The organism is Secundilactobacillus hailunensis (assembly GCF_005405185.1).
Classification (GTDB): domain Bacteria; phylum Bacillota; class Bacilli; order Lactobacillales; family Lactobacillaceae; genus Secundilactobacillus; species Secundilactobacillus hailunensis.
In genome coordinates this window covers 16,760-36,000 of the sequence record NZ_BJDO01000025.1, presented here as the reverse complement: position 1 = coordinate 36,000, position 19,241 = coordinate 16,760, and the positions used below count along the sequence as shown (strand labels likewise).

Sequence of the window (19,241 nt, the reverse complement as noted above, 5' to 3'; positions counted from 1 at the left end):
CCTCAATTATTAAGTGTTCATCATCTATTCCTAACAACATTTTCGTAGTATCATTTGACATAGGGCATTTCCTTTCTTGACTTAATTCTGTGGTGGGAGTAAGTTAACGGACGGGAGATGTCCGCTTTTTTATTCTAATGATAAACAAAAAATCTGTCATCAGTAATAGATAAAAATCTATTACCAACAACAGATATTGTAGAACCAAATTATTTTTCCCTGAGTCCCTTTCACTATCTATTTAATCTAATTTAAAATACTTATCCACAAACTCAGCCACACCGTCTTCTTCATTAGTCCCAGTGTGATATTTCGTCAGAGCGGTAATTGCCGGTTGCGCATTCGCCATTGCCACACCGATCTCGGCACTCTTCAGCATACCGGCATCGTTTTCGGCGTCACCAAAGGCCATGAGATTACTTTCATCCCAGCCAAAATGCTGCAGTAATGCATGCAGCCCAACAGACTTATCCGTTGTGGGACTTAAGAATTCCAGAATATGCGGTTGTGAGCGGGCAACGTGATACTGTTTTTTAAGTTCCGGGGTTAGACTAGCAACCATCTTATCCAAAATAGCCGGCTTTTGAGCAGCCACCACTTTGGCGTAGAGCTGATCAGGTAGTTCATCAAACGTCATCGGTTCAAATTTGATCCCGCCACCAAGCTGATAAATTGATTTAACCAGATCCGTAATCGGATAAACCTGATCAAAATTCAAAATATCCAGTGGAAAGTCGTTGGCCTTGCTAAATTCATGTAATGGCACTAGATCAGCCTTACTCAAACCTTGCTTCGCCAGCGTCTTCCGGCTGGTATTATTAATCACCAAAGCGCCATTAAAGGTAATCGTAAAATCAGCGGGATCCGTCAGCCCCAGCTGTTCAATGTAATGCCAAATCGCGTTAATGGGTCTGCCAGTACATAAAACCACTTTCACACCCTTTGCAGATAGTTTCTTTAAGGCTAGTTCGTTCACCTTACTGATTTTTTTATCATTCGTCAGTAACGTATTATCCAGATCCAGAGCCACTAATTTAATCATTTCATCCACCTCGTCGTTAAAATTTTCACAATAGGTTTAGTATAACTCATTTAGCGCGCTTTGAGAAAATCTTCCATCACTGCCAGGACGCCACTGTCGTTATTCGTTAACGGTGTAATCAAATCAACCTGCTGCTTAACCGACTCCGGCGCGTTTTTCATGACGTAACCGTAGCGCGCCTTTTGCAGCATTTCGACATCATTGCCGCTGTCACCAAAGGCCAGTGTTTCACTGTAGTTGATCTGCCATTGCTGCTGTAATTTAGCCAGACCGTAAGCCTTATTCACGTGGGGTAAAATGACATCGATACCGCCCAGACCACTGGAGGTCGCCCGTAACTGTCCCTTGAAAGCTTGGTTAACTAGGGTCTCTTGTGCTGAAACGTCAAACGATGGCCAGGTAATATCGATCTTATAAATGGCATCAGTCACTTCCGCCAGATCCATAACGTGAGTTAAATTACCGTAAAAATAACTAGACTGTTTAAACCGTTTGGCGACTGGCAGAATTTCCGTCCAAGCAGCCTGACGACCCGAAAACAGCACCCACGCTTGCTTGAATAAGGGCTGGCTGCTCATCCAGTTTAAAAAAGCCTTCAATAAAGTGTGGGGAATCACGTCTTCACTGATGGTCTGCCCATTTGACACAATGTGCGCGCCATCTTCAGCGAGATAAGTAATATCGCCGTCCATTCCGGTAAAATACTGCGGTAAATGCGGGTACTGATTGCCGCTAGCAACCACGAAGCGGACTTTTTGTGCCTGCATAGCGGTCAGCAATCGCTGAAACCGCGGTCGGTCATAGTCACTATGATCATTTAAAAAAGTTCCGTCCATATCAGCCGCAATTAATTTAATGGCCATTCAATCATCCTCCGTGACTCATTCTGCTTTAGCTGGTGCCCAGTGCCAAGGATCCTGACGCCACTGCTGCAGCGAATTTAACTCTGCCTGGGTAATATCCTGGTTTTCGTTTGCCAACTGAATCAGCGTACTGTAATTGGTCAGGGTATGCAAGGAAAGCCCAGCGTCGGCAAAGTTAGTCGCGCTGTCTGGTAATTCATACGAAAAGATACCCAAAACGCCCAGTACTTTTGCACCCGACTTTTGAACCGCTTTGGCCGCACTCAAAACGCTACCGCCAGTCGAAATTAAATCATCGATCAAAACCACTTTATCCGTTGGCAAGACTTGACCCTCAACTTGCTTACCGGTCCCGTGATCTTTCGGCTTTGACCGAACGTAGCTCATAGGCAAACCCAATTTATCAGCGACGATGGCGGCGTGGGGAATACCAGCCGTTGCGACGCCGGCCACTACAGTTGCTTCAGGAAAGGTAGCCTTAATGTAGGCTGCCAGGCCGTCAGCAATATGCGTCCGCACTGCTGGAAAAGCAATCGTTCGCCGATTATCCGTGTAGATCGGTGACTTGATTCCGCTAGCCCATGTAAAAGGCTGCTTGGGCGACAACGTCACTGCATTGATATCGATCAGGTCTTTAGCAATTTGACGCGCAATTTCTGTCATGATTTATTTCTCCCATTCTTGTGCAATTTTTCCATAAGCAGCGACTGGATCAGCCGCCTTAGTGATCGACCGGCCAACCACCAGACCATTACTGCCTAATTCGGCAGCCTGTGCTGGTGTGACGACCCGCTTTTGATCATCCGCACTGTCACTTTCTAGCCGAATACCAGGATTGATGCAAAGAAAGTCATCGCTAGTTGAACGGTGGATCATCGGGTCTTCTAGCGCTGAAGAAATCACGCCGTCCGCCCCACTGGATTGCGCCAATTGTGCGTAATGCCGCACCGATTCCGTTAAACTAGCGTTGACCAGCTGTTCTTCACGCATCTGTTCTTCAGAGGTTGAAGTCAGCTGCGTGATTGCCAGTAACTTAGCCGGTTTAACGCCAGCTTTTTGACTGCCCCGCAGTAAACCAAGTTTAGCTCTACGAATCATTTCCGCACCACCGGCCGCGTGGACGGTTACCATGGACACTTCTTGCTGACCCAGCTGATACATGGCCTGCTCAACAGTGTTGGGAATATCGTACAGTTTTAAATCAAGAAAAACCCGAATGCCCCGTTTCCGTAATTCCGCTAAAATTTTAGGCCCTTCAAAGTAAAATAATTCCATTCCAACCTTCACAAATAACTGGTCTTGATGCTCGAACCGATCCAGAAAAGTGAACACTTGATTTCGGTCCTCAAAGTCTAATGCAATAATGATGGGTCGCATGGTGATCTCCTTTCAATACAAAAAAACCGTCTAGCTCGAGCGCTAAACGGTTCACTGGTCCCACTAAAAGTGGGCTTCATCCGTAAACTTGTTAGTCTCTCTGGGCTAAGTTAAAGATATCTTGCATTGAGTTTACATCAGTTCGCTAGTCACCGTCAAGATATCCTTGTATTCGTCAACAAACTATGTCACAATACCCCCAATGGCTAGAACCATAGCCGTAAAAATAATAAGTGCCTGTGAGCACTCATTTTGGAGGCAACTGAATATGGAAACAACTGCACAACACCACGCGCTAAGTAAGAACCAAAAGTGGACGATTGCTTCTACCTCGGCGGGATTTGCACTGGAGAACATGGACGTTTTATTTCTCTCCTTCGCACTTTCTTCCATCATCGCTGATTTACATATCAACGGTGCCCAGGCAGGGCTGATTTCATCGATCACTAATTTGGGAATGCTAGTGGGCGGTATTTTTTTTGGCGTCATCGCTGACCGTTTCGGACGCGTCAAAACGTTCACGTACACCGTCTTTATTTTTGCCATTGCCACTGCTGCCATGTACTTTGCTAATAGCATTACTTTAATTTATCTTTGCCGCCTGATTGCCGGTATCGGCGCTGGTGGTGAATACGGGGTTGGCATTACCCTGATTGCCGAAAACTTCAGCCATCATAAGATCGGTAAAATGACCTCGATTGCGGCCATTGGCGGCCAAATAGGAGCAATTCTCGCCGCCATTACAGCTGCCTTTATTATCCCCGCCTTTGGTTGGCACGCCCTGTTCTTATTCGGTCTCATTCCAGTGGGGTTGACGTATTTCATCCGTCGTCATCTACATGAAAGTGACGAATTCATAGCGGCTCAAAAAGCCGAAACTGATCCCAATAAGCGGGTGCGCATCAGTGCCTTATTCAAAACGCCCAGATTGGCCTATCAAACCACTGCTCTTAGTGTGATGGTGATCGTCCAAATTGCCGGCTACTTTGGTTTAATGAACTGGCTACCTTCCATTATGCAGCAAAAGCTTCATCTCAGCGTATCTGGTTCTTCCATTTGGATGATTGCCACGATCGTTGGAATGAGCATCGGGATGATGACGTTCGGCAGCATCCTGGATTATTTTGGACCAAGATTAGCATTTGGCATCTTCTTGGTCTGCGCCGCAATATCTGTATTCAGTATCACCCTAGCCTTCAACGAAGTCACCCTACTCCTGGCTGGTGCTGTTCTCGGCTTCTTCTCAAACGGGATGTTCGGCGGTTACGGTGCCGTGATTTCCCGCCTGTATCCAACCGAGGTCCGTTCCACTGCTAATAACGTGATTGTCAACGTTGGTCGGGCCATCGGCGGCTTTTCCAGTGTTGCCATCGGTTTTCTAATGGACCATTACAGCTTGATCGTCGTCATGGGCTTCCTGTCCGTCCTTTATATCATCAGTCTTTGCACCATGCTCACGATTCCTAATTTAAAAAAATTAGGCCGTGCTGAGGCGCGCTGAGGAACCAGTGCCGTCTTGCAAAAGCAGGCAACTCCGTGTACACTTTAATTTAGAACTAAACGTTATCTGGGGTGCCTTTTGGCTGAGATACACCCATTGAACCTGATCTGGTTAATACCAGCGAAGGGAGCATAATGTATTCATTTTTCGATTACTAAAAGAAGCCAAAAGGACGAGTCAAAGATAAGCGTTTATCTTTGACTCGTTTTTAGTTTGGAAAACGTTTAGTTACTAAACTATGGAGGTTTCATACTTATGAAATATTCAAATGCTTGGCATTTACGCGACATTATTTTATTAACTTTAATTGCAATCTTCTTTGGGGTCATTTACTGGATCGTCGGCCCGGTCTACAACTTGCTAACGGTGGCTCTGACACCAGTTGGTCTGGGACCCGCAGCTAACGATATTCTAATGGGCATCTGGGTCATGGCCGGTCCCTTATCTGGTTATGTCTTTAAAAAAGTCGGCTCAGCTACGTTAGGTGAATTTTTAGGTTCAGTTGTCGAAATGTTTCTCGGCGGTCAATGGGGTGCCAGCACCATGATCTCCGGTGTCGTTCAAGGCATCGCTTCCGAACTGGGCTTTACCTTTACCGGCTATAAACGCTACGACTGGTTTAGCCTGAATCTCAGTGTGCTGACCACCACCATCGTCACCTTTGGCTGGGACATGATTCGTAACGGTTACGCAAAGTACAATATCGGTTTGCTGATTGCACTGTTCGTTATCCGTCTGATTTCAACTTGGATCTTCGCTGGTGTGCTGACTAAGGCAATCGTTAAATTACTGGATCGGACACATTTGATGCAGACCCAAACCCGCTAGAATTGAGGTAACTTCATGGCAACTATTGCGGTCAATCATTTATCATTTTCCTACCCGACTGAAGATGGTCAAAAACCGTTAACTTTAAACGATCTTTCAGCCACCTTCCCTAGTGGCGGCTTTTCACTGCTCACGGGGCCTTCCGGTTCGGGAAAGTCCACCCTCATGAAGATCATCAGTGGCCTTTACCCGAAATTTAGCGGTGTCATTACCGCGGGTGAAGTTCGTTTAAACGACACCAAAATCAGCGACATTCCGGAAAGTGACCGAGGTCAGCTGGTGGCGATGATGTTTCAAAACCCCAACCAGCAATTTGCCATGGACACGGTGGAACGGGAACTGATCTTTGCGTTGGAAAATCAGCAGGTCGCCCCCGACCACATGATGGCTAGAGTCGACCGGGCATTAGATTACGTTGAGATCACTGACTTGCGGCACCGACAGCTGAACAGTTTGTCGGGCGGCGAAAAACAAAAAGTCGCCTTAGCCGTGATCATTGCCATGCGCGCGGATACCATCCTATTAGATGAACCGTTTGCCAGCGTTGATCCGGTTGCCCGACAGCTCTTATTATCCAAGCTGTCTCGGCTGCAGCGTGAAGAACACAAAACAATCCTGATCTCTGATCACGACTTGGAAGACTACGATCAATACATTGACCACCTGTTCGTACTTAATGGTACTGGTGATTCACTAACCCTGCTCGATCAGAAGGCTGCTCAGCAAAAAATGGCCGCCTTTCAGCGTCAGGATACTTCCAATAAGCAGCTGCAATTGCCAACAACCACTGATCAAGCCGTGATTGCTGCGCACCAGTTGACCCTCACTGCGGGCAACGCGACCCTGATTTCACAACCAGCAATGAACTTTTTCAAACACCACATTACGCTACTAACAGGTGCCAACGGGACCGGCAAGTCGACTTTACTACTCGCAATTTCTAAATTACACCAGTACTCCGGCTCGCTGTTACTCAATCAAAATGAAGTTGCTAAAATGCATCGCAAACAGCTCTATCAGCAAGTAGCTCTAATTTTTCAAGATGCGGACCAGCAGTTCTTAAACGTGACGGTCGCAGAGGAATTGGCACTGTCCCTCAAAAACAGTCAGCAACCAACGTACTTTATGGACCGGATACCAGGATTCTTAAAGCAACTGCATTTAGAGCAATTACAAGATCACGTGGTTTACACCTTAAGCGGCGGTCAGAAAAAGAAACTGCAGATCTTAGAAATGTTGATCATGGCGACACCGGTCGAGCTATTCGATGAACCGTTTACTGGCCTTGATTTCACTTCATTGCAAACCGTCATGGCAATCATGAAAACCGTTGCTCATGATTGTCAGCAGACCATGGTCATTGTCAGTCATCAGCTGTTCGGTCTGGACGCCTTGGTCGACTATCACGTAACGCTTAAAAATCAGCAATTACAATATGTGGGGGGGTTAGCGTGAACCCGAGTTTCAAATTCTTATTAGCAGTGCTGATTGCACTAGAAATTTCTTTCACCAGTACTTGGATCGTGAATCTTGCACTGGCAGTAATTGGGCTGCTGCTCATTCTCACCAGCCGCCCCACTTTCAAACGACTCATTCTGTTGTTCTTTGTCCCATTGATTCCAGCTTCGGCTCTGGCAGTGGCGATTTTACTTCAGTCAAATGCTGGTATCCACTTTGCTTTAGTCCTGTTTACTCGGATCTACGCCTACGTGTTCGTTGGTTCAGCAGCCACTTTGACCACCACCGTTTCTGATTTGGTGATGTCTTTGGAACAAAACGCCCACATTCCCAGTAAATTTGCGTACGGCTTTTTAGGTGCGTTTAATTTGTTACCTAAAATTGTCAGTGAAGTCAACATCATTCGGGCCGCCGGTAATATGCGCGGACAAGCCCTGCATATCTGGTCACCGCAATTATATTTTAAAGCAATTCTAGCTTCCTTAGACTGGTCAGAAAATCTAGCCGAAGCCATGACGTCCCACGGCTTTTCTGAAGAAGCTCCCCGCACTTATTTCAAGCGGATCCGTGTCCGCTGGTGGGACTGGCTTGTTTTGATTGGCAGTCTGGTACTGTTGCAAGTGGCCCTGTTTGGTTTTCATCTCCAGTAATATGATTACCGCATTTAACGTAAAAGAATTATAATATAAGTTAAAGAAGGTGATCATTATGGCTCGAAAACCACTTAAATTCACGACAGCATTTGGGGTAACCGTAATGGTACTGGGGGTATTGCTTGAATTTGGCGCATTTTTCTATCATGCAGGCAGTATGGTCAGTGCTGAGACCGTCTTTACCGGTGCCATTATGCTGACCATTGGCCACGCATTTTTCGGGATTGAAAATCTCTATTTATCTTTGCTGTTAACCCTTTTTAGTTCCGTTGGTATTGGTTATTATGTATTTGTTCAAACCACTAGCTGGCTGTGGACGGTGATTGCCACTATCGCATTCTTTGCCTTTATTGTCGCGCTGTTTGGATTCAGATCATCGATCCGCGAAAAACACGGTATGTGGTAGTGACTGGGTATCAGCTAATGCTGCTTAAATATGTCTATTGAGTCACTAAAATAACCTGCTGGTCGTCAGTGAATAACGATCAGCAGGTTATTTGTATGTTCTTTAAATTTAATAAGCATTCCCAACGACTGTGTAAGTAGCGCCACCGTCAACTGACTTTAGCAGCTGCCCGTTGGTATTGGTCTTAAACCAGGCCACTGTCGGACTGGTGCTCGGATCGGCACCCTTAGCCTTCATGTTAGGTGACTGGTGATTCTCCTGTACGTGAACGGTGTAAGTGCCAGCACCCGACTGACTAAATTGAAACGCCAGGTCTTGAGGCGCGTATTGACCGCTCAGCGTCTGAGAAATTTTACTTGCCACCGACTGCTGCGTAACTGTCGGATGCGTTTGCGTCATTTTAGTCTTAGCGCTACTGGTCTTAGTTGGCTGCTGTGAAGTCACAGGAGACTTCACTGAACGCGCACTGGAATTTGCGGGTTGGGAAGAAGCAACTGACGATGCCGAATCAGAAGACGACTGAACAGTTGAAGACTGACTCGTCACACTGCTGCTCGCAACCTTATTTTTTACGACCTTGCTGGTTTTCGGCCTATTAGATGACGCCGAATGCGACTTGGTCTGTGACCCGCAGCCACCTAGCAACCCCAAAACTGCCAATGGTAATACGACTTTAATTACTGGTTTCATCATTTGTAATCGGCAAGCTCAGCCCACGGAGTCTGCCTCTCCCCCCTTACTTATTTACGCTCATTATAACATGCGCGCAAACGGATAGGCGGATCCTGCGAACCGTTATTTAACGCTCCCAGCAAAGTCTGGCATAAAGGCGCTACTGATGGTTTCAATATCAACGTTTTGCCCTGGTTGCGGCGCTGCTACAAACTGGTGATTACCGATGTAGATCGCCACGTGATGGGTCCCACCATCTGCACCCCAGAAGAGTAGATCCCCCGGTTTAGCTTGTGAGACGGGCTTCTTAGTGACCTTAGATTCCTGAGTCACCGTGTAGTGGCCTAAATGAATATCGGCTACGTGCGCGTAAACGTAATCCGTTAAACCAGAACAGTCCATTCCTTGCAATGATTCACCGCCCCAGACATAGGGAATGTTCATAGAAGCTAACTTCTTAGCTAAATTCACAACGGCTGTTGCACGTGACGAATTGGCAGTCTCACCGTCATTCGCAACGGTCTTAGCATGACTATTCGTAGTCCCAGACGTCGTTGAACTAGCTGCAGTCGAATGTGTGTCGGCTGTCTGATCAGAATGTGTGGTACTTGTAGACGCAACTTTATTCGATTTATCATTGCTCTCAACGTTTTCAACAGCATCGTGAGCTGCTTGGGCAGCTTCTTGATGAGGTAAGGCTTGGATCGTGGCGGCTGATGCAGTGGTAACCGTGGCACCAAATAAGGACACGGCAGCTGTGAGTATCAGTAAACTCTTTGTCATTTTCATAAGTATCACCTCATATTAAGTATTTAATAGTATTAATAATACAGGAACAGTATCACGAAAAGATTACAGCTAAATTGAGTTTGTGTAACATTGATCTTTTGACACCTGACGACTCACTCCAGTCCCCCTTTAGACACCCGTCACTACCGGTTTTGATTTCCCTTAATATCGGTTCTTTTACGAGTTGCGCCCTAATTCTTTGGCGCACTCGCTAAAATCGTATATAATGAAGTATAGGCATTAGTTGTGTTTAGTTTTAAGTCATATCAGGTGGAGGTATATTATGGAGCAAGAAGTTAGCGGTATTGCGGAAAAAATCATTCAATATCAAAAGAAACATAATCTTACAGATACTGAACTGGCCTTAAATCTTCACATTACGGTTGAAAGATTACACAATATCAAGTCACAGGAAAGCGACGCAACAACTGAAGAAGCTGCGGCATTGAATCATTTTATCGGCGTCAACTAAGTCGTCGCTAGCATTCAAATAATTAAATGTTATGCAGCATTAAAAACAGCCTGTCTATCAGTTTTTCCTGATAAACAGACTGTCTTTTTACGCTCACATCACTTTTTCAAATGCCCGATAAGTACCTTCATCAAAGGCTACCATGGTGACCTGGAGCGTTGCCTCAAAATGACGAATGGTTGATACGGCAATCTCGCAGGCTTTGTCTAATGGATAGCCATAGATGCCCGTACTGATCGATGGAAATGCAACCGTCTGGCAATGATTTTCCACCGCCCGTTTTAAACTATTCTCATAGCAGTTTCGTAGCAGCTTAGGTTCTTCAAACGACCCATCACGCCAGATTGGACCCGCCGTGTGGATAATGATGTGCGCTGGCAGATTAAAGCCGGGCGTCACCTTGGCCTCTCCTGTTGGACAGCCATGCAGCTTGCGACACGCGATATCTAGTTCTGGTCCAGCAGCCCGGTGAATTGCGCCATCAACGCCACCGCCACCAACTAAACCGGTATTAGCCGCGTTCACAATTGCATCACCGCTAAATTGCGTAATGTCACCTTGAATCAATTTTAAATCAGCCATCTTATTCCACTCCTTACTTAGTTCTTCTCGACCACCAGTGCTTCTTTTTAGACTTCGCTTGCGGCCGTTTACGCTTACCCAGCCGTGCCATTCCCACCCGCATTGGATTAGAGGCTAAATCATTAAGGTTCAGCGGCGTCTTTGCGGGAGTTGGTTGATCTTGCGTATCAGAATTTTTCGACTCAGTCATTTTAAAACCGTCTTTCATGTTTTATGCTTATTTTACGGTATAATTAAGTATACTGCCAAATTTATAATTGGTGAATGACGGTGCCTGATAGTTAATGACATTGATCTTTTTAAAGAGGTGGACGTATTGTCTATTCAAATCGTAACGGACTCGACCGTACAGTTAACGTCTGATGAGCTGGCAACATTACCAATCACAGTTGTGCCATTGGTCGTCCGTTTAGGTAAACAAGAATTTTTAAATGATGGTGTTCAAATTACTAATACTCAGTTTCTCAGTCACCTAGTCAACGACGAAGAACTTCCTAAAACCAGTCAGCCTTCAATCGGCCAATTTTTGGAAGTCTTTGATCAGCTTGGTCAAAATGGCGATGAAGTCCTATGTCTGAACCTGACCCATTTTCTGAGCGGTACCGTCAACGCTGCGCGGCAAGCTGCGGAGATGTCTGCTACCAAAGTCACCGTGGTTGATTCGCTTTCGATTGACCGTGGCCTGGCCTTTCAAGTCATTACCGCCGCTAAACTTGCCAAGAATGGTGCCTCGATGGAGACGATTCTTAATGCCATTGACCTGCACCGCTCCCACACCGAAATTTACGTGTTTCTCAACACCCTTGAGAATCTCATCCGAGGCGGTCGGATCAGCAAAGCTGCCGGTGGAATTGCCAACCTGTTAAACATTAAGGTCATGGCAGAGGTTAAAGACGGCGAGTTAAGAGTAGCTGCTAAGGGCCGTGGCAAACGGTTCATTCGTAAAGAAGTGGACGAATTAGTCGACCGTATCCAAACGTTGGCCCCCGCTAAAGTTGGGCTCACTCACGTGGATAACCTAACTCAAGCCAGTGAGGTCGCTAACCGCATCAAAGCAGCGCTGCCAGATACCCTAGTGACCATTCACGAAGCCGGCCCAGTGATCAGTACGTATACCAGCGTGGGCGCACTGGCAATTGAATTTTATACCGATTAACTAAGTCACCATACTATGAAGCTAAAAATCACCTTATCGAGAAGACCAAATTGGTTTTCTTGATTAAGGTGATTTTTCTTTGAGAAATCAAGAATTCACCTTCTGATTTTGACCAGCCTTTTCACGCCGTTCTGTGATATAACAGATATAATTCACTGACAAAGTTAAATATTATTGAACCGATAATAAATGATTAATTCTGAAAGCCGGTCATTATCTTGAACGTTTTTCGTAGTACCTTTTCTTCACTTCGAAATCGAAATTTCCGTTATTTTTGGTTTGGTCAAATCATCTCGGTGATGGGCACCTGGATTCAACGCACCGCCCAGACCTGGCTCGTGTACCAAATGACCAACTCGGCATTCCTAGTCGGCGTTTTAACCGCTTGTCAATTCATTCCGATCCTATTATTGACACTGATTGCCGGCACCGTGATTGATCGTCATCCCAAAAAATTGATCCTTCTAACAACTCAAACCGGGTTCCTAATCTTGGGTGTCGTCATGACTATCTTGGTCTACGCCAAAATCGTCCAGTATTGGCAAATTTTGTTAATTGCGATTCTCCACGGGATGCTTCAAAGTTTTGATACCCCCACCCGTCAGTCCTACGTCGTGGAGCTTGTCGGCCAAAAAGATTTAATGAACGGCATTTCGCTTAACTCCACCGTCTTTAATTTAGCCAAAATTGCTGGACCATCCCTAGCCGGCATCCTCATGGTCAAATTTAGCGTTGGCTTCTGTTTTCTCGTTGACTCAATCAGCTATCTAGCCGTCTTACTGGGACTATTCTTGATTCAGCAGACGCCAGCGTTAATTGCCAAAACCCAAAAGCGCTATCTTTGGAAAGATGTCAAGGAAGGCCTCGCTTATGTCTGGCAACACGCTGCCGTCCGCATGAGTGCCGAATTAATGCTCATTGTCTGCACACTCAACTACAACAATAACGTCATCATCCCAATATTTGCGAAAACCGTGCTCAATTCTGGCGCGCAAGCCTATGCCAGCCTGCTATCAGCCACTGGTATTGGTTCGTTGATTGCAGCGTTTCTGATGAGTTACCTTTCCCGCTTTGGCCTGCAGCGCAATATCTACCTAGCTGTGGGGCTGGGAACGGCTACGCTACAAACGTTAATGATCTTTGTTCACAGCTATCCCCTGGCCATCGCGATGATGGTTGCCATTGGATTTTGCAACATGGTCTTTCTTAACCAATCAAACGCCTCGTTTCAATTTTCGATTCCCAACGGTCTTCGTGGTCGGGTGATGAGTATCTATGTGCTGCTTAACCAGGGAACCACGCCAATCGGCAGCCTATTTGTCGGCAGCGTGATGGACGTTTTCTCTGGGGCATGGGGATTCCCATCTTGTGGCATTCTGGCATTACTGTTACTAATGCCAGTCTTGTATTTGAACAGGAATCTAGTAGGAAAATGGCTACATCCTACGCAACGGTAATTTGATAGAAAAATCAAAAAGCCAATTCTCAGTCTTATACTGAGAATTGGTTATCTAGATCTAAAATCTATTTATTTAAAAGCTGTTACTGCTGTCGCTTCTGCTTCACAGCTCGATTCCGCTGACTATTTTCTTCGTGCTGCCGTTTTTGCTGCTCTTTTTTAAGCCGCTCGATGCGTTCCGCTTCAGCTTTTTGCGCTTGCTGCTTCGCAAGCGATTTGAGTTTGTAATAGTTATAGAACGCGACCAGCGCAAACCCAATGATCACTTGAAACGGAAAGGCGATCAGGGTCATGATCGAATAGGGCTGATGCGTGAACTGCGGTGACAATAAATCATACAAGATTAACAAAATGACCATGGGCACGATAATTTGCATCGTGTCTTTGAACCACTTAGGTAGCTGTTGCCATTTTTTCATCAACGGATATCCCCCCTAAAGTTCACCCTGATTACGCAACTGTTTCTCAGTTAGCATAGCGTCCAAATAATCAAACGCAACCTCATCAATGTCACTTAATTCGATGAGTGTTCCCATCGTGTCAATGACCGTTCCCTGTTCAACTAAGTGAAAGATAATTTCGGTGCCGCCAAATTTACTGATGTAGCCAACGACATTGTCATCACCGTTCAACTGGAGCCGAATCACCCGGTGAAATTTACTGGCTTGGCTTAAGACCACCTGAAATAGATCATCGGTGCCGTCAAACAGCCGTTCATCATTTAACTCCGGCTGGGTAACAACGCCTAGCGTCTGATTTAACGCCATGTAAGTTTTCATCACTGCTAAATAATCGGACTGAGTCGTCACTTGTGCGATGGCAGTCAGCTTAACTAACCAATAACCGCCAAACTGACCGGTCATATCAATCAGATTGATCACGACGCTGTTTTCACTGATCGTATTGACCCGGCCAACAAAGAACATCCCTTCGTCTGCTACAGGATTAATGGAAATCAACTGCTGGGTCTGCTCAGCCTGGTGCAGCACTGCGGCAATCTCGGTCAATTTGGTCACCGACACTTTTTTAACGGGCGTCAACGTCTGCAGATAGCCCATAGCAGCCGTCTGCAGGGTCAATTCTTTCCCCTCAAACTCAATTAACACAACATCCTGATATTTGAAGGTTAGTAATGGGTGTTGGTTCAAGTCAAATTTATCAAACACCTGTAAATCAAAATCTTGATCCGAGATTCGGGTGACTTCGCCTTCGTGCAGTTTACCACTCTGCTTATCTAAGACCATAATGGCCGTTTCATCCGCCATAGCGGTTTCTAATACTTGCCGAATCAGTGGGCGTTTTAAATTAAATTCAGTTGTCATCCGACCAAACGTGAAGAAGTGTTCAGCCGTTGCGTTTTCGATTCGAAATCGCATCCCATCAAGATCGTCGCTTTCAAACTCAACGGATTCAATCACCTCAAAGGTGAGATAGACCGCGCCGTCCTCGCTGCCGGTATCATCGAAAGTTGTTAAAATAATCCCCGCATCGTCCACAATATCAACGTACCCCGTATAAACAACATCTTGTTTCACTTGATAAACATTGACTAATGCTTTGCGCTGCAAGGCATATTGCAGATCGTTCATAATTGAATTCATGACGTCCCACCTCTCTGTTCGTTGATTTCATCTAGTATAACACTGAAACTTTACGCTATTTCAAGTTTGAAAACAATCGATTTGCGTTAAAATGTAATTAAAGTTTTGATTCAATAATGAGGAGGGATGATGATGCCAGAAAAGCCACGTAAACCCTATGTATATCATAGCATGCCAAAGATCAAATTGAATGTCAAAACACCCCCTAGTTCAGGCGGTATGATGGATTGGGGACCGCTCTTTGGCTGGGTTAAATCCCTATTTACCAAAAAACCGAAAAAATAATCCCTACTGCTGAATCTAAAAAAAGATTTGACTTCTAAATTAAGACCGTCTATATTAGATGGTAATTAGAAAATGAAATTCTGATGGGAGTAGTACCCAATGCGACTTTACCCAGCGACCTGCATTTAGTGAAAGGCAGGAAAAGTTCAATTTGGCGAATGAACCCGCAAATGATGGTTAGCTGTTCACGCAACTGACCCGCAAGGATGCGTTACCATCCCAGACATCAAAAGGTGTCGTTGAGGCAGTTCATGTGAGTGAATTGCGAAGATGGGTGGTAACACGGCGTTCGTCCCATACTAAGCTTTAGGCTTGGTATGGGACGAACGCTTTTTTCATTTCATTTCTAACACACATATTTTAAAACACGGAATAGCATCATCAATACTAATTTTATTAAGGAGAGATCAATATGGCTGACAAACAATTACATTTTGAAACAAAACAGGTACACGCAGGTCAAGTAGTCGATGAAACGGGTGCGCGGGCAGTACCGATTTACCAAACGACTTCTTACGTCTTCAAGGATGCTGCCCAAGCGGCTGGCCGCTTTGCTTTAACCGATCCAGGTAACATTTACACCCGGCTCACCAACCCAACGACTGCCGTGGTTGAAAAGCGGGTCGCTGCCCTTGAAAACGGGACTGCTGGTGTCGCTTTAGCAACCGGCGCTGCAGCGGTAACGGCCGCTGTTGAAAACGTCTGCAATCAGGGCGATAACATCGTCTCAGCCAGCACGCTTTATGGTGGGACCTATGATTTATTCAGCGTCACGTTGCCTAAACTAGGCATCACCACCACCTTTGTCGATCCTGATGACCCGCAAAACTTTGCCAAAGCCATTGATGAGCATACCAAGGCACTGTACATTGAAACCATTGGTAATCCTGGCATTAACCTCATTGATATTGAAGCCGTGGCCAAAATTGCTCATGACAATGGCATCATCTTGATTGCCGACAATACCTTTGGAACACCATACTTGATTCAACCGTTAGACCATGGTGTTGACGTGGTCGTTCACTCAGCAACCAAGTTCATCGGCGGACACGGGACCAGCATGGGCGGTGTTATCGTTGAAAACGGTAAATTCGACTATGCCGCATCTGGCAAATACCCTGACTTTACGACACCGGATTCGTCATACAACGGCTTAGTTTGGAACAATCTGGCACCCGCAGCATTCACAACTAAGGTTCGTGCCCAAACCTTACGTGATACGGGGGCCGCAATTAGTCCCTTTAATTCATTCTTACTTCTTCAAGGACTAGAGGATCTGTCGTTGCGGGTTGAACGCCACGTTGCCAACACGGAGAAGATCACCCGGTTCTTAAACGACCATCCAAAGGTGGCATGGGTCAACTATCCAGATCTTGAAGACAGCAAATATCACGCTTTAGCCAAGAAGTACTTCCCTAAAGGCACCGGCTCGATCTTCACACTGGGACTTAAAGGCGGTGAAGCTGCGGGGAAGAAATTAACCGAAAGCCTTGATCTATTCTCCTTACTCGCGAACGTTGGTGATGCTCATTCACTCATTATCCATCCAGCATCAACGACCCACGCTCAACTCAATGAAGAACAGTTAAAGCAAACCGGCATCACACCCGATCTCATCCGAATCTCAGTCGGTATCGAAAACGTGGATGATCTGATCGCCGATTTGAAACAAGGATTGGATAAGATTTAGTTCACCAGCAAATGAAGTCCAATTTTTCAAATTCTATTCATTGATAACTGATTAAGACAATTAAAATTGTAACAATTCAAGCAAAAAAGCGTTAATCCAGCCGTCCTAGGCTAGGTTAACGTTTTTTTACGCTACAATAGTTTCCAGTTTTTCCAGCTGATCAATTTCGTAAGTGGGCTTGATTGTGGTTTGGTTAGGCTGATGGGTGGGATTAAACCATACCGAATCCAAACCAAAACCGGCTGCCCCCTTAATGTCTGACGTTAATGAATCCCCAATGACAATGGTTTGAGCGGGTTCATAAGATTGAATATCGGCCGTCACCCGCTGAAAGAACGCTCGGGCAGGCTTTTGCGCCCCTACCAGTTCCGAAATAAAAACGTCAGTAAAGAAATGGTCAATATGGGCTTCTGAAAGCCGTTTCTGCTGGGTTTTAGCCACCCCGTTAGTCACAACGTACAGGTCATGTTTTTGGCTAAGGTCGTTTAAAACTTCCGGTGCTTGCGGCATCGGCTCGTGACCCTGTCCCAAGTAGTAGCGGTAACGCTGCTCCATCTGCTGGCCATCGATACCGGTGGTGATGCCAAGATGAGTAAACAACGTTGTAAACCGTTTAACAAGCAGCTTCGGTTTACTAATCTTGCCTAGTTCGAACTGCTGCCAGAGGGCTAAATTCTCCGCATGATAAAAGTCGTAAGTGGTCTGACTTAAAGGGAGTTTAAGCTCCCTGAATAACCCTTCAAGCGCTTGTTTTTCAGCCGCTTGAAAATTCAGTAATGTATCATCGATGTCAAAAAGTAATGTTTGGTATGCCATTATGAATCACCTTTCGTTGGTTGAGTTGGTCGTTTAATTAGTCGATATCCAGTTATCATCGCAGCAATTGCACAAATAATGGCTGCAATCAAAAATGACACGTGCATCCCGTAAATGAAAATATCGGGTTGACCGTTGATATAAGTCGTTACCTTGGTCCCCTTATAATGACTCATTGCAGCAAAGAGTACCGTTGTCGCAAAGGAAATACCAACGACCATGCCTAAATTACGGACTAGTGCGTTCATCCCACCGGCAATCCCTAAATCTTTGGCATCAACTGAGTTCATCACAATCGTGTTATTGGGTGCTTGAAAAATACCGTTACCAAAACCAACAAAGCCGATAATGGCGGTAAATAGCCATAGCGGTGTGCCCAGGTCTGTCAGCATATACCCAATTTGACTTAAAAGAATTAAGATCAAGCCGCAAAAAGTAATCAATTCCGGTCCGATTTTATCTGACAGCGCCCCTGCCAGCGGTGCCACGATCACTTGAACAATGGGATAAGCCATTAAGATAAACCCAGCTAGGTTGGGCTTTAATCCCCGGGCATTTTCTAAGTAGAATGGCGAAATGACATTAAAGAAGAAGTTCGTCACAAAAATCAGGAAACCGCATAGTAAACTCATGGTAAACGCACCGTTTTTGAATAAACTAAATGATAGCAACGGGCTGGCATGGTGATTTTCGATATGAACAAAAGTGGTACCAATAATAAGTGCAAATGCGAATAGCCCTAAGATCAATGGCTTAGTAAAGCCAATTTCCTGGCCTAAAAAGATTCCTACGAATAGCGAAACCATAAATAAGGCCATGGTGATAGCCCCGAACCGGTCAATTTTTTCGTGCGACTTAGTCAGGTCTGCGGGTAAAATGGCCTGCCCAATAATGATGGTCACCACCCCAATGGGCACGTTTAACCAGAAAATATAGCCCCAAGATAACTGGGACAGGACGATGCCGCCTAGACCTGGTCCAGCAATTGCCCCTAACGCGACAAATGACCCAATCATTCCTAGAGCCCGACCACGCTCGCTGAAGGGAAAGATTTCCGTCACGATCCCGTTATTGTTCGCCATGGTCATTGAAGCCCCTAGCGCCTGAACGATTCGCGCCAACAGCAGCAGGTAAAAGCTGCCGTTAAAACCGGCTAACAGCGACCCTAAAACAAATAAGACTGTACCGATTCGAAAAATTTTAATTTTACCCAGTGAATCGCCAAGCTTGCCAAACAGCAATAGCAGGGCACAAATAACGATCAAATAGATTGAGACGACCCACTCTGCCTGGTTCATTGGCACTTTTAAATCACTTGAAATCACGGGCAGCGCAATATTGACAATACTAGCATCCAACGTTGACATGAACGTAAATAGTCCCACTGCCGCCAAGATCCACCAGCGATGTTTTTGAACTCGCGGATCTGTTACATAACTTTTAGTTGCCACGTTGCACCTGCTTTCATTGAAAACAACCATTTACAATTTATAAATCTACGCTTTTTTTGCGGTTTAATCAAACACTTGAATCAACAGCACCAGTACTTTGCTGACCGTTCTTGCGTAAGCTCATTAAGCCTGCTATTCTA

22 protein-coding genes and 1 riboswitch are annotated in these 19,241 nt (G+C 45.5%); of the genes, 10 read left to right on the top strand and 12 right to left on the bottom strand.

The genetic code is table 11. The features are described from left to right. Positions 1-241: 241 nt before the first annotated feature. The 4 genes from FFM73_RS07845 to pyrF are packed head-to-tail and all read right to left on the bottom strand — an operon-like array spanning position 242 to position 3,282. Entirely contained in the window at positions 242-1,042 is an 801-nt protein-coding gene (locus tag FFM73_RS07845; protein WP_137631222.1) for a Cof-type HAD-IIB family hydrolase, read from the bottom strand. Positions 1,043-1,092: 50 nt separating this feature from the next. Continuing rightward, positions 1,093-1,905 (bottom strand): Cof-type HAD-IIB family hydrolase, encoded by an 813-nt coding sequence (locus tag FFM73_RS07840; protein ID WP_137631221.1) that lies wholly within the window; start codon positions 1,903-1,905, stop codon positions 1,093-1,095. Between the two features lie 18 nt (positions 1,906-1,923). Beyond that, positions 1,924-2,568, bottom strand: coding sequence for an orotate phosphoribosyltransferase (gene pyrE, locus FFM73_RS07835; protein WP_137631220.1), 645 nt, complete (start codon positions 2,566-2,568; stop codon positions 1,924-1,926). A gap of 3 nt (positions 2,569-2,571) precedes the next feature. Further along, positions 2,572-3,282, bottom strand: a complete 711-nt coding sequence (gene pyrF, locus FFM73_RS07830; RefSeq protein ID WP_137631219.1) for an orotidine-5'-phosphate decarboxylase — start codon at positions 3,280-3,282, stop codon at positions 2,572-2,574. A gap of 268 nt (positions 3,283-3,550) precedes the next feature. Between pyrF and FFM73_RS07825 the strand changes: the two genes are divergently transcribed. From FFM73_RS07825 to FFM73_RS07805, 5 genes are all read left to right on the top strand, one after another. Further along, a complete protein-coding gene (locus FFM73_RS07825) occupies positions 3,551-4,783 on the top strand; it encodes an MFS transporter (RefSeq protein ID WP_137631218.1) in 1,233 nt (410 codons plus the stop codon). A gap of 57 nt (positions 4,784-4,840) precedes the next feature. Next, positions 4,841-4,930, top strand: a riboswitch (TPP riboswitch). Positions 4,931-5,038: 108 nt separating this feature from the next. Further along, a complete protein-coding gene (locus tag FFM73_RS07820; RefSeq protein ID WP_137631217.1) occupies positions 5,039-5,611 on the top strand; it encodes an ECF transporter S component in 573 nt (190 codons plus the stop codon). A 15-nt stretch (positions 5,612-5,626) separates the two neighbouring features. After that, a complete protein-coding gene (locus FFM73_RS07815; protein ID WP_137631216.1) occupies positions 5,627-7,066 on the top strand; it encodes an ABC transporter ATP-binding protein in 1,440 nt (479 codons plus the stop codon). Continuing rightward, positions 7,063-7,719, top strand: coding sequence for an energy-coupling factor transporter transmembrane component T family protein (locus tag FFM73_RS07810; protein WP_137631215.1), 657 nt, complete (start codon positions 7,063-7,065; stop codon positions 7,717-7,719). Before FFM73_RS07815 ends, FFM73_RS07810 begins: the two co-directional genes overlap by 4 nt. Positions 7,720-7,777: 58 nt before the next feature. Next, positions 7,778-8,128: a hypothetical protein gene (locus FFM73_RS07805; RefSeq protein ID WP_137631214.1), complete on the top strand. Its 351-nt coding sequence runs from the start codon at positions 7,778-7,780 to the stop codon at positions 8,126-8,128. Between the two features lie 108 nt (positions 8,129-8,236). Here the strand turns inward: FFM73_RS07805 and FFM73_RS07800 are convergent, their stop codons facing one another. Then, positions 8,237-8,821 carry a hypothetical protein gene (locus tag FFM73_RS07800; protein WP_137631213.1) on the bottom strand — a complete coding sequence of 195 codons (585 nt, stop codon included), beginning with the start codon at positions 8,819-8,821 and terminating at the stop codon, positions 8,237-8,239. Between the two features lie 102 nt (positions 8,822-8,923). Continuing rightward, a complete protein-coding gene (locus tag FFM73_RS07795; RefSeq protein WP_235874476.1) occupies positions 8,924-9,589 on the bottom strand; it encodes a C40 family peptidase in 666 nt (221 codons plus the stop codon). A gap of 283 nt (positions 9,590-9,872) precedes the next feature. Between FFM73_RS07795 and FFM73_RS07790 the strand changes: the two genes are divergently transcribed. Beyond that, positions 9,873-10,061, top strand: coding sequence for an LBP_cg2779 family protein (locus FFM73_RS07790; RefSeq protein WP_089136004.1), 189 nt, complete (start codon positions 9,873-9,875; stop codon positions 10,059-10,061). Between the two features lie 93 nt (positions 10,062-10,154). Here FFM73_RS07790 and FFM73_RS07785 read toward each other — a convergent pair whose 3' ends face one another. Both FFM73_RS07785 and FFM73_RS12770 read right to left on the bottom strand, forming a co-directional pair. After that, positions 10,155-10,643: an O-acetyl-ADP-ribose deacetylase gene (locus tag FFM73_RS07785; protein WP_137631212.1), complete on the bottom strand. Its 489-nt coding sequence runs from the start codon at positions 10,641-10,643 to the stop codon at positions 10,155-10,157. 13 nt (positions 10,644-10,656) lie between these two features. Further along, the gene (locus FFM73_RS12770; RefSeq protein WP_171001244.1) at positions 10,657-10,833 is read right to left on the bottom strand and encodes a hypothetical protein; all 177 of its coding nucleotides are present in this window, start codon (positions 10,831-10,833) and stop codon (positions 10,657-10,659) included. A gap of 126 nt (positions 10,834-10,959) precedes the next feature. Here FFM73_RS12770 and fakB point away from each other — a divergent pair, with 126 nt between their 5' ends. Both fakB and FFM73_RS07775 read left to right on the top strand, forming a co-directional pair. Continuing rightward, positions 10,960-11,799, top strand: a complete 840-nt coding sequence (fakB, locus tag FFM73_RS07780; RefSeq protein ID WP_171001243.1) for a DegV family protein — start codon at positions 10,960-10,962, stop codon at positions 11,797-11,799. 218 nt (positions 11,800-12,017) lie between these two features. Continuing rightward, positions 12,018-13,256: an MFS transporter gene (locus FFM73_RS07775; protein WP_373278648.1), complete on the top strand. Its 1,239-nt coding sequence runs from the start codon at positions 12,018-12,020 to the stop codon at positions 13,254-13,256. An 85-nt stretch (positions 13,257-13,341) separates the two neighbouring features. Here the strand turns inward: FFM73_RS07775 and FFM73_RS07770 are convergent, their stop codons facing one another. Both FFM73_RS07770 and FFM73_RS07765 read right to left on the bottom strand, forming a co-directional pair. Beyond that, entirely contained in the window at positions 13,342-13,677 is a 336-nt protein-coding gene (locus FFM73_RS07770) for a hypothetical protein (RefSeq protein ID WP_137631209.1), read from the bottom strand. 15 nt (positions 13,678-13,692) lie between these two features. After that, entirely contained in the window at positions 13,693-14,859 is a 1,167-nt protein-coding gene (locus FFM73_RS07765; RefSeq protein ID WP_137631208.1) for a hypothetical protein, read from the bottom strand. A gap of 132 nt (positions 14,860-14,991) precedes the next feature. Between FFM73_RS07765 and FFM73_RS12765 the strand changes: the two genes are divergently transcribed. Continuing rightward, positions 14,992-15,144 carry a hypothetical protein gene (locus FFM73_RS12765; protein ID WP_159459430.1) on the top strand — a complete coding sequence of 51 codons (153 nt, stop codon included), beginning with the start codon at positions 14,992-14,994 and terminating at the stop codon, positions 15,142-15,144. Positions 15,145-15,556: 412 nt separating this feature from the next. After that, positions 15,557-16,834 carry an O-acetylhomoserine aminocarboxypropyltransferase/cysteine synthase family protein gene (locus FFM73_RS07760; protein WP_137631207.1) on the top strand — a complete coding sequence of 426 codons (1,278 nt, stop codon included), beginning with the start codon at positions 15,557-15,559 and terminating at the stop codon, positions 16,832-16,834. A gap of 126 nt (positions 16,835-16,960) precedes the next feature. Here FFM73_RS07760 and FFM73_RS07755 read toward each other — a convergent pair whose 3' ends face one another. Further along, on the bottom strand, positions 16,961-17,650 hold the full coding sequence (locus tag FFM73_RS07755; protein WP_137631206.1) for a YjjG family noncanonical pyrimidine nucleotidase: 690 nt from the start codon (positions 17,648-17,650) through the stop codon (positions 16,961-16,963). Further along, positions 17,650-19,131: an MFS transporter gene (locus FFM73_RS07750; protein WP_137631205.1), complete on the bottom strand. Its 1,482-nt coding sequence runs from the start codon at positions 19,129-19,131 to the stop codon at positions 17,650-17,652. Before FFM73_RS07750 ends, FFM73_RS07755 begins: the two co-directional genes overlap by 1 nt. Positions 19,132-19,241 lie beyond the last annotated feature (110 nt).

What these genes read in the sequence shown, in the direction of transcription:
- FFM73_RS07845 (WP_137631222.1), bottom strand. Translation starts at nt 1,042, where the DNA reads ATGATTAAATTAGTGGCTCTGGATCTGGATAATACGTTACTGACGAAT.
- FFM73_RS07840 (WP_137631221.1), bottom strand. Translation starts at nt 1,905, where the DNA reads ATGGCCATTAAATTAATTGCGGCTGATATGGACGGAACTTTTTTAAAT.
- pyrE (WP_137631220.1), bottom strand. Translation starts at nt 2,568, where the DNA reads ATGACAGAAATTGCGCGTCAAATTGCTAAAGACCTGATCGATATCAAT.
- pyrF (WP_137631219.1), bottom strand. Translation starts at nt 3,282, where the DNA reads ATGCGACCCATCATTATTGCATTAGACTTTGAGGACCGAAATCAAGTG.
- FFM73_RS07825 (WP_137631218.1), top strand. Translation starts at nt 3,551, where the DNA reads ATGGAAACAACTGCACAACACCACGCGCTAAGTAAGAACCAAAAGTGG.
- FFM73_RS07820 (WP_137631217.1), top strand. Translation starts at nt 5,039, where the DNA reads ATGAAATATTCAAATGCTTGGCATTTACGCGACATTATTTTATTAACT.
- FFM73_RS07815 (WP_137631216.1), top strand. Translation starts at nt 5,627, where the DNA reads ATGGCAACTATTGCGGTCAATCATTTATCATTTTCCTACCCGACTGAA.
- FFM73_RS07805 (WP_137631214.1), top strand. Translation starts at nt 7,778, where the DNA reads ATGGCTCGAAAACCACTTAAATTCACGACAGCATTTGGGGTAACCGTA.
- FFM73_RS07800 (WP_137631213.1), bottom strand. Translation starts at nt 8,821, where the DNA reads ATGATGAAACCAGTAATTAAAGTCGTATTACCATTGGCAGTTTTGGGG.
- FFM73_RS07795 (WP_235874476.1), bottom strand. Translation starts at nt 9,589, where the DNA reads ATGAAAATGACAAAGAGTTTACTGATACTCACAGCTGCCGTGTCCTTA.
- FFM73_RS07790 (WP_089136004.1), top strand. Translation starts at nt 9,873, where the DNA reads ATGGAGCAAGAAGTTAGCGGTATTGCGGAAAAAATCATTCAATATCAA.
- FFM73_RS07785 (WP_137631212.1), bottom strand. Translation starts at nt 10,643, where the DNA reads ATGGCTGATTTAAAATTGATTCAAGGTGACATTACGCAATTTAGCGGT.
- FFM73_RS12770 (WP_171001244.1), bottom strand. Translation starts at nt 10,833, where the DNA reads ATGACTGAGTCGAAAAATTCTGATACGCAAGATCAACCAACTCCCGCA.
- FFM73_RS07770 (WP_137631209.1), bottom strand. Translation starts at nt 13,677, where the DNA reads ATGAAAAAATGGCAACAGCTACCTAAGTGGTTCAAAGACACGATGCAA.
- FFM73_RS07765 (WP_137631208.1), bottom strand. Translation starts at nt 14,859, where the DNA reads ATGAATTCAATTATGAACGATCTGCAATATGCCTTGCAGCGCAAAGCA.
- FFM73_RS12765 (WP_159459430.1), top strand. Translation starts at nt 14,992, where the DNA reads ATGCCAGAAAAGCCACGTAAACCCTATGTATATCATAGCATGCCAAAG.
- FFM73_RS07760 (WP_137631207.1), top strand. Translation starts at nt 15,557, where the DNA reads ATGGCTGACAAACAATTACATTTTGAAACAAAACAGGTACACGCAGGT.
- FFM73_RS07755 (WP_137631206.1), bottom strand. Translation starts at nt 17,650, where the DNA reads ATGGCATACCAAACATTACTTTTTGACATCGATGATACATTACTGAAT.
- FFM73_RS07750 (WP_137631205.1), bottom strand. Translation starts at nt 19,131, where the DNA reads ATGGTTGTTTTCAATGAAAGCAGGTGCAACGTGGCAACTAAAAGTTAT.